Origin of the sequence: Butyrivibrio sp., assembly GCF_017940685.1 — a bacterium.
GTDB lineage: Bacteria > Bacillota > Clostridia > Lachnospirales > Lachnospiraceae > Butyrivibrio.
Genome location: NZ_JAGAYD010000016.1, coordinates 1 through 12,735, shown reverse-complemented (window position 1 = coordinate 12,735; position 12,735 = coordinate 1). Strand labels below are relative to the sequence as shown.

Sequence of the window (12,735 nt, the reverse complement as noted above, 5' to 3'; positions counted from 1 at the left end):
CAATTTGTTTTTCTTTTGATATAAAAATTGTATGTCTTACGAAGAGAATAATACATGACAACTTGAGCAAAAAAACTCCAGTTTTTCACCCTTTTTAGCGAAATAGAATTTCAAAAAAAGTGGTGAAAATCAACAGTTTGTAATAGCTTTCACTCCAAAATTTAGTGCCTTTCATAGAATAAAAAGATTTAGCACAACATGTACTTCCAACCACTCTGGAGATATGATATAAATACTCCGTTGGAAAAAATTTTGAACGCGAGGGATGATAAGATGTTAGTATATTCAAACGATATGGGAGGAATGCTCTCCCAGGAAGAGATAGATAAGCTCATCAAGAAAATGGAAGAAGAAAAGGAAAAGAATTCCTAAAAACGAAGGCCCCTGCATCACTGCAGGGGCCTAAATTTTACTTATGCCAGTGCTCTCTTTTTCACCATCTCCAGTTCTTCAGGTAAGATACAGTGCTTGAATGCATTGGCTTTTACGCCCTCTATGCACTCATCAAGATCCATCCACTTAACGGCACTGACTTCCTCTTCCTGGAGGGTGAGGCTCTTTTCATCGACATCTGCCCACAACAGGAACACCTTGGTAAACTGCCTGTCGTGGTACTCTTCGCCAAAGAACACGTCGTCCCAGATGATCTTCCTGTCGCCACAGAATAAAAGCTCATCCTCTGTGGCCGTGATTCCCAGCTCTTCGCCCAGCTCTCTTACTGCAGAATCAAGGAAACCCTGTCCTGCTGTGATGTGGCCTGCACTTGAAATGTCATAGCAGCCTGGGAATGACTTGGTATCAGCTCTTTTTTGCAAAAGAACTTCAATCTTCCCTTCTCTCTTTCTAAGTATCCACACGTGTGATGTCCTGTGCCATACGCCGTTCTGGTGGGCGAAGGAGCGCTCCACCGTCTCCCCAGTGGGATTTCCATTTTCATCAACTATATCAAGGTATTCCATGGTAGTACCTCCAGATTTGCGTGGTCATCTACTATATTAGCAAATACCTTGAATTATTCCATAGGTAACCATGGGACCATCTTTTATGATACTAAGGGATGAGCACTGATGGATCAGAACGCCGTCAGTGCTGGCAATGGCGGTGTGAAGGGTCTTTCCAAAATAGTCCCTGATTTCGCCAAATTTATCGCCCTTTGAGAAGCGGTCACCCACCTTCTTGTCTGGATACCAGCAGCCGGTGAAAGGAGCGTCATCGCTAAATTCTCTAAGCTCTGTCTTGGGATAGGTGACAAACTCTCCCTCAAGAAGACCAAGGAATTTCAGGATGTTTATTACATCTTCCTTGTCCGCCTTAACTTCCTCTGCAGGAAGAAGGCTGAGCTGTCCTCTTTCTATGAGGACGCTAGGGATTCCTGACATTGATGCTATGTTGTAGGCTCCGCCTGTGGTACAGGTGCTTCTGACGCAGTACTTAGTGTTTACGCAATCAACCATCTTTTTTGCCATATCGTGGGCTGGCGCCTCGCCAACATAGTAAGCGTAAGGGATCAGGGTCTCGTACCCATCTCCGCTGTGAAGATCTATATATGCGTCTGCATTTTTGATAAATGCATCAAACAGAAGGTGTGCCAGGCGATCAGCGGCAGAACCGTCCTTATCTCCCGGGAAAACCCTGTTCAGATTCTTGCCATCCTCGTAGACCATAGACATGGTCCTGTTCTCAAAGCCAGATCTATTGGCTAATGGGATGATGATAAGATTTCCTGAAAGGTCCTTGGGCGAAATCTCATTTGAGAGCTCAATGGCCGCCTGGATGCCCACATATTCAGCGTTGTGGATACCTGCTGTTAAAAGCACAGTCTTTCCTGGCTTTTCACCGCAGATGATGACATGAGGAATGTGTATCTCAGTGCCACCAACGTGAATGTGATCTTTTATTGTCTTGCCGGATGTAAGTTCATGGCCGGCTATAGTTATTTTTTCCATAGTTAAAACCTCGCTCTGGCTCCTTAGCCATCACCCTGCTCTTTTCACCTCTTCACATATGTAAATGTTGAAGCAATTTCCTTGCTGTCATAGATTCCAGGAATTCCCTCTGCAAGAGGAGTCCTTGTTACAGCCATATATACACCTTTTTTCTCCACTGAAAAGAATATCCTGCCATCCTCATCAGTGTTGAGGATCCTTTCAAAATACTCTTTTCCATCATAGAAGACCACAACTACTGTGGATCCCTTAAGAGGGAACTTGTCGTGGATAAGCCTTAAATGCAGCACATCTGTGTCAGCTTCCCAGGGATCAGGGACAAAGCTTACTCTGGTCTCATGGATAAACTCAGGAGTTCCCTTCTTTTCTCCAACAGTTATGTTTGTAACATATATCTGTGGATAGTTCTTTGCATCCAGGATATCAGGATATTTGCGTCTGTCGCCCTCATAATAGACGTCTTTTTCATCTCTTACATAATTATTGTCATAGATGCACATAAGGGTGTAAATGCCCTCAGAAACGGGCGTAAAACGCAGCTCATAATAGTCTCCCTGTTCATCGCCAGGACCCTTGACCGGGGTTATTGCAATCCTGTTGCCCTTTTCGTCTGTGGCAAAGGCTCTTATCTCATCAAGGCGAAAGAACCCGTCAGGCCTCATGTGGTGTCCCCACCTCATTATTCCGCAAACCTCTTCCCCCGGTGCATAGACACTCTTGTCTGTGACTATCCACGCCTCATGGCCATATACCATCATATCTGTAGTATCTATTCCTCTTCTCATCTCAATCTCCGTTCTAAGTTCTGTTAAATTCAAGCTTTTCGTGCCTTTACAAGAAACATCCTGTCGGGCATATAAAACTGATCCTTTTCGCCGTACAGCCTGTCTCCCACATCAGGGTCAGTCATCACATCTTCAAATCCAATTTCCTCAAGGACCGCCTTGTCCCACTCCGGTCTGTCCAAGGCGCTGATTGATAACATGTGATATATATCGTGGCACTCTTCTGTCATGGCATCAGTTACATTTTTGTGAGCCAGATTCTGCATCTGGTCATAATGGTGAAACCCCTTTGCATACTCAGCGTCGTACACCAGCAGCATTCCTCCTGGCTTTAACACCCTGTGCCACTCTCTGTAGGCTTCCACCGGATGCGGTAGTGTCCAGACAAGGTTCCGGTTTATCACCAGGTCAAAAGAGCTATCTGGAAAATCCAAGTTTTCTGCATCCATAACCTTAAGAAGCGCCTTTGAACCATGGCGGGAAAGAAGCTCTTTTCCCCTTTCTATCATCTCAGGTGTAAGATCGACGCCGGTAACGTCAAGATCAAAATCCGACAGCACCATCTCAAAAAAGCCGGCTCCGCACCCTACATCCAGCACAGAGAGCTTGTCATCCACTGAAAAATGCCTTAAAAACTCTGCCTGCCACAGCTGTTTCTTTTTGCTGTGGATCTCTTGATGCTTGTGCTCGCTAAAGCTCTCCGCCCGCTTGGACCAGTAGGTCACCACCTTATTCTTAATTTCTGGCGATTCCTTCTCAAAAGGAATCTGCTTAAGTTTCGTCATATTACTGCAATTACCTCATTCTATCAATGCAAATCACTCAATCAGATTATCGAGTAGTTCTTTTGTGTATTCATGCTGTGGATTTCCAAGGACCTTTGAAGTCTCTCCCTCTTCCACGCACTCTCCGTTTTTCATGACCATTATCCTGTCACATAGCATGCTCACAAGGGCAAGGTCATGGGAGACAAATATGATGGACAGCCCTTCATTTTCCTGAAGCTGCCTTATAAGAGCCACTACCTGGGCCTGAGTCGTAACATCCAGCGCACTTGTAACCTCGTCGCACAAAAGGATCCTGGCATCTGAGCAAAGCGCCCTGGCAATTGACATCCTCTGGCACTGTCCTCCGGACATATTACCTGCCTTTTTCTCCAAAAGACCCTCATCAAGCCCAACAGCCTCAAGGATATGTGACAGCTTCTCGCGGCTGCAGCCGTTTGATGCTTCTACAACAGCTTTTTTCATCTTCATTCTTGGGTCAAAAGACATCTGGGCATCCTGAAATATCATCTGTAAAAAAGTTCCGGCAAAGGCAGGAGGCTTACCTGTATACTCCGTTCCCTTATATAAAAGAGTTCCGCTGTCAGGCTTTTCCAGGCAGCTGATGTGCCGAAGAAGAGTGCTCTTTCCGCTTCCGCTCTCGCCTACGATTCCAAGGATTTCTCCCTTTTTCAGAAAGAAGCTCACATCCTTCAGGGCCTGTAATTTTTTGCCCTTATCAACGTAACACTTATTTAGATTTTTTCCTGCTAAAACTATATCTGAATCTGGCATATCAGCTCACCTTTAGTTTTGGTACGGCCTTAAGGAGGTTTCTTGTATACTCATTTTGAGGATTATTAAGGATCTCTTTTGCAGGGCCATACTCAAGCATTCTGCCGCTTTTCATGATCCCAATGAAATCAGCCATTTTAGATGCAATCCCCAAATGATGTGTGACCATAAGGATCGTAGTGTTTCTTAATCTGTTGATTTCAAGAAGCTGCTCCACCACCATCCCTGCAGTTTTAACATCCAGGGCACTTGTAACTTCATCGCACAGTAAAATCCCTGGCTCAAGCAGCATTGTTGTGGCAATGGCCATGCGCTGGTTCATACCTCCTGACAGCTCGTAGGGCCTTGACGAAAGGGCCCTTCTTGCATCACTAAGCCCCAGGATCTGCAGTGTTTTTTCCACTTCCTCTATCTTAAAGTCGATGTTATTGCTCTTTAGCGCCTCACAGATCTGCGCCTTGTAAGTCCTTATGGGATTAAAGGATCCCCCGGGATTTTGAGGCACAACTCCAAGCAGAACGTCTTTTCCGATCTCTATACTCCCGCTTATCTTTGTCACGCCTCCAAAGCCGTGAATGGCCTTAAGAAGCGTGGTTTTACCGCTTCCGCTCTCACCGACGATGCATACTTTTTTACCTGCTTCCACGTCAAAAGAGATATCACTTATAACGCACTCTTCGCCGTAGCCTGCAGACAGATTGTTTATCTTAAGTATTGTATCCATGCTTTAGTCCTCATCCCTATATTCCATGACACAGTCTCCAAGATAGTTAAATACTATGATGGTGACTATGGTAGCAATTGCCGGATACAGCACAGCCCAAGGTGCTATCTGTATGTACGCCCTGGACTCATTGATCATTGATCCCCACTCAGCAGTGGGTGGCACAACTCCAAGCCCCAGGAAAGACAGGCCCGAAATACCGATCATGGTGGTTCCTATCTGTGTCAGGGCATTTGTGAGAAGTGGTGCTATTATATTGGGAAGAATGTGGGCCATCATTATGGCAGACCCACTCTTCCCTGCTAGTCTGGCGGCTTGCACGTAGGGGCAGTTCTTTATGGCAAAAGTATGGCTCCGTGCAAGTCTGGCAAAACCAGTCCACATAGTTATTCCCAGCGCGATCATGGCACTTGTCAGTCCTCCGCCAAGAATGCCCGCAACCGCGATGGCTACTACCATTTGAGGAAATGCCAGCATGATATCAGCGATCCTCATAGTAATCTCATCCAGGATCCCACCGTAATACCCGCTGAGAACCCCTATAAAACTTCCTAAAATGAAAGAAATTGCAACAAGTATGAATGTAGCTGCTATTGTTGTCCTAGCTCCATATAAAACTCTTGAAAACACGCATCTTCCCAGGTTATCTGTACCAAACAGAAATTCCGCAGACGGTGCTGTCCTTATGGCTGATGCGCAGGTCTCATATGGGTCATTTGGTGCAATAACACTTGCGAAAAGAGCTATAAGCACCAAAAGAACTGCAACACTGGCAGATAATATCACTTTTATTCTGTTAATCTTTTTACGTTTATGGTTCATTTAAAAAGACCTCGGATCCAAAAGCCTGTAGATGATATCAACTATCAGATTTATCACGACATAGATTGTTCCCATAATAAGGACAAATCCCATGATCACAGGGTAATCTCTGGCTGTAATGGAATCCATCACAAGTTTTCCAATCCCTGGCCATCTGAATATGCTCTCAATAACGACGCTGCCCCCCATCAGGGTTCCGATCTGCAGACCGATAATTGTAAGTATATGCCCAAGGCTGTTTCTAAGGACATTGTTGATCAGAATAAATCTGCCCTTGACCCTTCTCAACTTCATTCCCACAACATACTCTTCCCCAAGCTGATCTATAAGTTCGCTTCTTATCTGCCTTGTAAACCTGCCTGCCATAGGAATTGCCAGAGAAAGCGCCGGGAGCATTAGCCCTTTTACGCTTCCATCCGCAATTACCGGGAAGACCTTGATCTGTATGCAAAACAGATACATCAAAAGTACTGAGATCAGGAAATTAGGCAGAGAATTGCCTATAAACGAAAAGAGCCTGGCTATATGGTCCACCAATTTGCCTTTTTTTACTGCTGACAATAACCCCAGTGGAAAAGAAATAATAAGCGCCAAAAACAGGCTGGATAAAGCCAGCCAGATAGTGTTTTTAAGCCCTTTTATCAGTTTTGGCGCAACAGGAAGATCGTCCTTAAATGAAATACCAAAATCTCCTCTAAGAACATTTTTAAGCCAGTCTGCGTATCTAACGATAAAGGGGCGGAGGAGGCCAAGCCTCTCCCGCTCCGCTTGCAGTATTTCTTTTGTGACCACCACACCCTGGGAGGTGAGTCTCTTTTCCGCAGGATCACCAGGGGCCAGATACATTATGCCAAACACCATAAAGCTCAGCACCAAAAGTATCAGGACAAGTCCCAGGACCCTTTTAAGTATCTGTTTAGCCATTAATGTCTGTCTCTGCGTCTACTCCATAAAAGTCGAAAGGAACATACTCAGCAAATCCGCTGACGCCCTTACGAAGAACTGTAGTGTTATTGAAAAGTCCAACATATCCAAAAGCATTGTCATCTATAGCGATCTGGACGATCTTGTTGGCAAGATCTGCTCTCTTTGCAGTGTCTGTCTCAGTTCTGAGCTCCTCGATCATGCTCTGGCACTCTGCGCTCTTAAATCCACCTACATTGTAGTAAGAGCCATCTGCAAGAGTTGAATCAATGAAGTAAAGAGGATCACCTGACTTGTCAGCGATCATGCAGTAAAGGGCAAGATCAAAGTCAGCGTTTGCAATATATGTTGCATCAGGATCTTCCTCAACTCTAAGTGTTGAATCAATACCAATTGCCTTAAGCTGCTCCTGGATCAGGATTGCAAGAGTATCAAGAGATCTTGCTGCATAGTATGCAATGCTGATGCTAAGCTTCTGGCCATCCTTCTCGTAGATTCCATCAGCTCCAAGCGTGTAACCATCAGCCTCAAGGATCTCTTTTGCCTTGGCTGTATCAACTGCAGGAACAGTTACCTTGCCGTATGCTGCTGATGGTGAGAAAGGTCCAACTGCTGCAGATACTGTACCTGAAAGGTACTCAGCGATCTTATCCTTATCGACAGTGAGGTTGATTGCTTCTCTTACAGCATCATCGAGTGTATTCTCGTTGAGAATGTAGAACTGGAGACGTGCACCAGGAATTGAAACTACATCGTAAAGATCAGGGCTCTGGTTGTAAACCTCAAGAGCTGCTGATGAAACGCTGTTGTAGCAGTCGATCTCGCCGCTCTGCATAGCAAGAAGCTTAGGATCATCCTCCTGCATGTAGTAGAATACAGCGCCGTCAAGCTTAACATCGCCGCCCCAGTAATTTTCGTTCTTGGCTACCGTTACATCACCCTCAGGTACAAACTCTGTAACAACAAATGGGCCTGTGCATACAGGTGAGTTGTCAAAATCAGTTGTTGCATCAAGATCGATCATTCCACATTCAGGACTTGCAAGATCGTTCTTAAGAGTTGGATAAACTTCCTTTGTATCGATAACGATGGTCTTATCATCTGTAGCGGTCATTTCAAAGTCGCCCAAATAAGCAAATCTGCTGTTCTCTGTAGCAAGACGCTGAAGGTTCTTGATTACCATATCAGCTGTCAGAGGATTTCCGTTTGAGAAGTGAACCCCATCATTAAGTGTGATAGTCCATGTGCTGCCATCAGCTACTGCGTCCTTGGCAAGGCATGGAACTGCGCTCATGGTCTCATCAAGCTTAAAGAGCGCCTCTGAAACGCCATAAATAGATGTGTACCATCCATAATATTCTTTGTGTACATCAAGACTTGGATAAGCAAAAGATGCTGCAGTGTGAAGGATCTTCTCACCTGTAGCTGTAGACTGACTCTCGTCAGCTGTCTGATTTTCAGATGTTTCTGTCGCCTGTGTTTCAGTAGTTGTCTCAGTTTCTGCCTTCTGAGTCTGTGCACCTGAGCCACATGCAGCCATTGATAATGTCATGGTTGCAGCAAGAAGTGCTGCTAAAAACTTTTTCTTCATACGATTTTTCCCTCCATTGTGCACTAAATTTCCTCGCACAATGGAAAGGATAACATCGTGAAATAAGCCCCACAAGCCCCCTGGGGGGTTACTTTTTTAAAAAATCACTGTCCTTGTCTAATCTTTTTTCATATTACAAAAAGAGATGACGATAGTGAACAGGGGTCTGTCAAGTAGATAGGCCAAATAAACAAAATAAGTCAAAAAAAATGGTGATCACTTCATTAGAGGTGGTCACCATTTTAATAATCGAAGAAGTTGTTCATAAAGGCTATGACAGCTTCGGCTGTCATTTTATTATCGTACTGCTTTAAAAGAGCATGGAATTATCCAATCAATGTCTCGAAAAGGTAATTGCTATGATAATTGTATTATGGAAACATTCTTTGGAAGAATAAAAAACGAAATGTATTATGGCTATGAGAAAGACTATGCTTCTTTTGAAGACTTTTCAAAAGCGGTTGAAGAATATATAGATTACTACAATAACAAAAGAATTCAGGCAAAAACAAAATGGATGCCACCTGTACAATACAGGATAGCATCCATGTGTTCCGCCTAATTCATAAATATGTGTCCAGGATTCTGGGTACATATCACAACGCTGCAGGGGCTTTTATTTTCCAAGTTTTTTGGATTGTCATCAGAATTTGAACTTATTAACCTCGCCATCAAGCTGCTGCGCTATCTGAGCATTCTCATTTACCACAGCCTTATTCTGCTTCATGTTTGACGACATCTCCGTTACTGCTCCCGCTACATCTCCAATTCCTTTAGCACTTTCATCAACAGCGGTTGCCACATCATCCATAGCCTGAGAAACAAAATTCATCGAGTTCTCGATATTCTTGGAGGCATCCTCCACATTTTTAAGCATCTCAGATATCTTTTGCGCGTCATCCTGATACTGAACGCCGGTATCCATCAGCTGCTGGTAACCGCCAATTGTCTTTTCCCTGACAAAATCAACCATCTTCGTGGCTTCATCTGCAAGCTCTCTTACATTTCCAATAACTTCTTCGGAAATAACCTGAATCTTCTTGGCTGTATCAGCGGAGCTTGTGGCAAGACTGCTGATCTCACTTGCAACTACTGCAAAACCTTTTCCGTGTTCTCCTGCTCTGGCCGCCTCAATACTTGCATTCAGTGACAGAAGATTAGTCTGCGATGCAATCTCAAGAATTGTCTGCGTAAGACCACTGATTTGCTCAACAGCCCTGGATTTATCGATCTTGTCATTAAGGCCTTCTGTCATATTATCAGCAGCAATCTTGGCAGCTTCAGTCTCAAGTTCGGCATTCTTCCTCATTTCCTTGGCTCGCTCTTCCATCTCGCTTGCATAGTCTGTTCCTTCGCGAACATTGCTGTACATTCCCTGTACATCTTCCTTAATTTTATTTGTAGAGCTATGAACCTGCTGAAGTGAAGCAGCTGTCTCTTCCATGGCAGCGCTCATCTGCTCCATGGTTGCGGACACACCATCCAACTGATCGTTAGTCCTTACTGTGTTATCAAGTGCAGTTTCAACTGAACCGGAAAGCTTATTTGAACTGTCAAAGATCGATCCGACAACGCCCCTGATATATTCCAGAAGATTATTTATACTGTCTGCGATATCTGACACTTCATCATTTCCCTTAACCTCGATTTTCTGAGTAAGGTCACCATTGTTATTTACCAATTCTATGATCTTCTTATCTACAACTCCAAGGCCATAACCAATACCATTTGCCATGACAGCTGAGATCACGCCTGAAATAACAGCCATAACTATCGCAATTATGATGATAGTTTCAACTATACTATTCAATGAACTAATAAGATCATCAACAATATAGTCAATTCCAAGAACGCCAACCACATCACCGGATTTGTTTTTTATCGGTGCATATGCAGTGATGTAATTAACACCAGAGCCCGTCTTCTCAACATTTGTGGACACATACCCATCAGAGCTGAGAGCTTTATTTATCCCGTCTGTGTTATCACTCCCGATGGAAGTTCCAATTGAAATGTTATTAGCAGCCGGTGTGGCCAGATAAACCAGCGAACCATTTCTCTCTCCGACTGTGTATATGTTGGAAATGTTTGCAGAACCTGCAACCACAGCCATGTCATCTCTCATTACAGTATTGGCATAGCTCTCATCAGCCCCCACATCAAGCAAGCTCAAAAGATTACCATTAAGCTGCCTGGCAGCAATCTGACATATTGAAAGAGTATTCCTGGCTGCTGACTCAACATAGCTCTTTTGCACAAAACGATAGATTGCTACACCCATAACTGTACAAACAATTATATTGATCAGGATGCTGCCAATAAGAATCTTGCCTTTAATACCAAATCTTATGCCTCTGTTATTCTTCTTCATCGATCCGCCTCCTTACTCAGCATTCAGTGAATCTACAATTGCCTGGGACATATATACGCCATTGGCCGCTTCAAGTTCTGCATATGCCTTATCAATATCAGTTCCATCAATTACAACTTTCTTCACCAGTTCTTTTTTGAGGTTCATCAGTTCATCATTATAAAGTGAATATGCATCTGTTCCATAAGGCAGGTCAGCCATAACGCTGTTCGTATTAAAAAGCTCCAGAGCCTGTGCCTGCTTTTCCGTGATCTTACCCGGATCATTTTTAAGAGCAACAGTAGCTATCATATGATCAATGTGATTCTTGGCATATTTATCAGAAACCGGACTGTAGGTCCAAAGCTCTTCCACTGCACCACCATCGTTCATTGTCTCCAAAAAATATTTATATACACCGGAGGGATTTTTGCAGGCAGATGTTATGCACCACACGGGAGCAACTCTCTCAAGGTATGCTCCGGTCTCTGCGATCGGCGGGATTGCTACAAGCTCATTATCAACCCCTGCATCAGCCAGTTTGTCGCTCAATGTCTGCGCCCAATTTCCTGCCCAGTAAGTAAAAACTCCATATTCATTGGCATAGAACTTATCCCTGCAGTCTCCGGTTCCATTCTCTGCAATATCCTTGTCAATATATCCCTTTGAATAAGCATCACGAATTCTTGTAAGCGCCGCTTTCATACTTTCTTCAAAGAAACCATCTGCCCAGGTGCCATCATCCTTATGATAAAAAGAGGGATGGGCGTCCTGATAAAACTCAGGGAGGTAATTAGTATAAGGAGCCTCATTATTTATAATCCCTGCAGCAGAAACACCGTAGGTATTGCCATTTACGCCATCACCATCAGGATCGCCTTCTGTAAATGCCTTGATCATGGCAAGATACTCAGCGTAATTGGATGGCGCTTTCAATCCCACATTGTCAAGCCAGGCCTTCTTAATATAGGTGATACAACCATTTCCTCTTGTTGGGCTTATTCCATAGAGCTTACCGTTGATTCTGATACCATCAATGAGGCTTTCCTTACCAGCACTCTGTATACTGGCCTGAAGGTCAGACCCCTGGTAATATGAAGATATATCTGCCAGGTAATTCTGTGCAGCATACGATGTATAATATGTTGAGCTCAACAGAATAGCGTCCGGTAAGTCACCTGATTCAAACGCTTTTTCGACCTCCTGATAATATATATCATGCTCAGGCTGTATAATTATTAGGTCAATTCCCGTCAGAGCTTCCCACTGTTTCTCAAATTCATCTCTGCCGTTTTCCTGCGTTATAAGAGTTCCATCCACCATTATGGTTATGGAAGAAGGTTTGGTAAAAGACCCTTTGCTGCTGCCGACCACATCTGATTCCAAAAGTCCTGCGTTAACACCTCCGGATGCGGTTTTTGAGCATGCGCACAACATGCAAGCCAAAGCCACAGCGATTACGATAGTTGGTTTCTTCCTGTTCATAATACCTCCTCTGGCTGATCAAAATAACTTAGAATGTACTCCATGTTTTGTATAATTATACTCTATAAACAATAAGATTATTCTACGCTTTATCAAATATTATATTTTTTTAATAATTTCTTTTTCTTGCTTCATAGGTGTGTTTTCTAGTAAGCCTGACACCCTTGCTGTTCGGCTATACACTTCCCACTATCTAGGCATGTTCGGGGCTTACACCCGTCAGAGCGCGCCCATGGCGCGCATACAAAGAAAAGCCCCTGCAACGCTGCAGGGGCCTAAATTTTGCCTATACGTAGGCGTCTCACTGATTGTCGTACCTGCTTATATAATCAGGACGGTTTGGCATCAGGAATGTAAGGATGATATATGCCGGAATTCCAATGCCGCCGGATAACGAAAATACTAACCAGAGAACTCTTACAATTGTTGGATCAAATCCAAAGTACTCAGCAACGCCGCCGCATACTCCAAAGATCTTTCTGTCATTGCTTCTATACAACTTTTTTTCCATAACGCTAACCTCCTAAAAAAATCACGTTTCGTTTCATT

Annotated in this window: 12 protein-coding genes and 1 pseudogene; 1 reads left to right on the top strand and 12 read right to left on the bottom strand. The window is 43.9% G+C overall.

What is annotated here, in order from left to right:
- Nucleotides 1-413: 413 nt before the first annotated feature.
- Genes J6I68_RS01425 through J6I68_RS01385 form a run of 9 tightly spaced genes read right to left on the bottom strand, consistent with a single transcriptional unit; the run spans nucleotide 414 to nucleotide 8,351 of the window.
- Nucleotides 414-959, bottom strand: coding sequence for an NUDIX hydrolase (locus J6I68_RS01425; protein WP_292216626.1), 546 nt, complete (start codon nucleotides 957-959; stop codon nucleotides 414-416).
- A gap of 36 nt (nucleotides 960-995) precedes the next feature.
- Complete coding sequence (locus J6I68_RS01420) at nucleotides 996-1,946, bottom strand: succinylglutamate desuccinylase/aspartoacylase family protein (RefSeq protein WP_292216625.1); 951 nt, start codon at nucleotides 1,944-1,946, stop codon at nucleotides 996-998.
- Nucleotides 1,947-1,990: 44 nt separating this feature from the next.
- The gene (locus J6I68_RS01415; protein WP_292216623.1) at nucleotides 1,991-2,731 is read right to left on the bottom strand and encodes a DUF4198 domain-containing protein; all 741 of its coding nucleotides are present in this window, start codon (nucleotides 2,729-2,731) and stop codon (nucleotides 1,991-1,993) included.
- Between the two features lie 29 nt (nucleotides 2,732-2,760).
- Entirely contained in the window at nucleotides 2,761-3,516 is a 756-nt protein-coding gene (locus J6I68_RS01410) for a class I SAM-dependent methyltransferase (protein ID WP_292216622.1), read from the bottom strand.
- A 33-nt stretch (nucleotides 3,517-3,549) separates the two neighbouring features.
- Complete coding sequence (locus tag J6I68_RS01405; protein ID WP_292216621.1) at nucleotides 3,550-4,290, bottom strand: ABC transporter ATP-binding protein; 741 nt, start codon at nucleotides 4,288-4,290, stop codon at nucleotides 3,550-3,552.
- Between the two features lies 1 nt (nucleotide 4,291).
- Nucleotides 4,292-5,014, bottom strand: a complete 723-nt coding sequence (locus tag J6I68_RS01400; protein WP_292216620.1) for an ATP-binding cassette domain-containing protein — start codon at nucleotides 5,012-5,014, stop codon at nucleotides 4,292-4,294.
- Nucleotides 5,015-5,017: 3 nt separating this feature from the next.
- Nucleotides 5,018-5,836: an ABC transporter permease gene (locus J6I68_RS01395; protein ID WP_292216619.1), complete on the bottom strand. Its 819-nt coding sequence runs from the start codon at nucleotides 5,834-5,836 to the stop codon at nucleotides 5,018-5,020.
- On the bottom strand, nucleotides 5,837-6,760 hold the full coding sequence (locus J6I68_RS01390; RefSeq protein WP_292216617.1) for an ABC transporter permease: 924 nt from the start codon (nucleotides 6,758-6,760) through the stop codon (nucleotides 5,837-5,839).
- The gene (locus J6I68_RS01385) at nucleotides 6,753-8,351 is read right to left on the bottom strand and encodes an ABC transporter substrate-binding protein (protein WP_292216616.1); all 1,599 of its coding nucleotides are present in this window, start codon (nucleotides 8,349-8,351) and stop codon (nucleotides 6,753-6,755) included. The genes J6I68_RS01390 and J6I68_RS01385 overlap by 8 nt, the downstream gene beginning before the upstream one ends.
- A gap of 298 nt (nucleotides 8,352-8,649) precedes the next feature.
- On the opposite strand from J6I68_RS01385, the pseudogene J6I68_RS01380 reads away from it, so the two are divergent.
- Nucleotides 8,650-8,913: pseudogene (locus J6I68_RS01380) on the top strand (transposase); the annotation flags it as partial.
- An 81-nt stretch (nucleotides 8,914-8,994) separates the two neighbouring features.
- Here J6I68_RS01380 and J6I68_RS01375 read toward each other — a convergent pair.
- From J6I68_RS01375 to J6I68_RS01365, 3 genes are all read right to left on the bottom strand, one after another.
- Entirely contained in the window at nucleotides 8,995-10,722 is a 1,728-nt protein-coding gene (locus tag J6I68_RS01375; protein WP_292216614.1) for a methyl-accepting chemotaxis protein, read from the bottom strand.
- A 12-nt stretch (nucleotides 10,723-10,734) separates the two neighbouring features.
- A complete protein-coding gene (locus tag J6I68_RS01370) occupies nucleotides 10,735-12,186 on the bottom strand; it encodes an extracellular solute-binding protein (protein ID WP_292216612.1) in 1,452 nt (483 codons plus the stop codon).
- A gap of 301 nt (nucleotides 12,187-12,487) precedes the next feature.
- Nucleotides 12,488-12,697, bottom strand: a complete 210-nt coding sequence (locus J6I68_RS01365; protein WP_292204829.1) for a PspC domain-containing protein — start codon at nucleotides 12,695-12,697, stop codon at nucleotides 12,488-12,490.
- Between the last annotated feature and the right edge of the window lie 38 nt (nucleotides 12,698-12,735).

Bases quoted from the DNA above. Each gene is read 5' to 3' on its own strand.
- J6I68_RS01425 (WP_292216626.1), bottom strand. From the start codon at position 959: ATGGAATACCTTGATATAGTTGATGAAAATGGAAATCCCACTGGGGAG.
- J6I68_RS01420 (WP_292216625.1), bottom strand. From the start codon at position 1,946: ATGGAAAAAATAACTATAGCCGGCCATGAACTTACATCCGGCAAGACA.
- J6I68_RS01415 (WP_292216623.1), bottom strand. From the start codon at position 2,731: ATGAGAAGAGGAATAGATACTACAGATATGATGGTATATGGCCATGAG.
- J6I68_RS01410 (WP_292216622.1), bottom strand. From the start codon at position 3,516: ATGACGAAACTTAAGCAGATTCCTTTTGAGAAGGAATCGCCAGAAATT.
- J6I68_RS01405 (WP_292216621.1), bottom strand. From the start codon at position 4,290: ATGCCAGATTCAGATATAGTTTTAGCAGGAAAAAATCTAAATAAGTGT.
- J6I68_RS01400 (WP_292216620.1), bottom strand. From the start codon at position 5,014: ATGGATACAATACTTAAGATAAACAATCTGTCTGCAGGCTACGGCGAA.
- J6I68_RS01395 (WP_292216619.1), bottom strand. From the start codon at position 5,836: ATGAACCATAAACGTAAAAAGATTAACAGAATAAAAGTGATATTATCT.
- J6I68_RS01390 (WP_292216617.1), bottom strand. From the start codon at position 6,760: ATGGCTAAACAGATACTTAAAAGGGTCCTGGGACTTGTCCTGATACTT.
- J6I68_RS01385 (WP_292216616.1), bottom strand. From the start codon at position 8,351: ATGAAGAAAAAGTTTTTAGCAGCACTTCTTGCTGCAACCATGACATTA.
- J6I68_RS01375 (WP_292216614.1), bottom strand. From the start codon at position 10,722: ATGAAGAAGAATAACAGAGGCATAAGATTTGGTATTAAAGGCAAGATT.
- J6I68_RS01370 (WP_292216612.1), bottom strand. From the start codon at position 12,186: ATGAACAGGAAGAAACCAACTATCGTAATCGCTGTGGCTTTGGCTTGC.
- J6I68_RS01365 (WP_292204829.1), bottom strand. From the start codon at position 12,697: ATGGAAAAAAAGTTGTATAGAAGCAATGACAGAAAGATCTTTGGAGTA.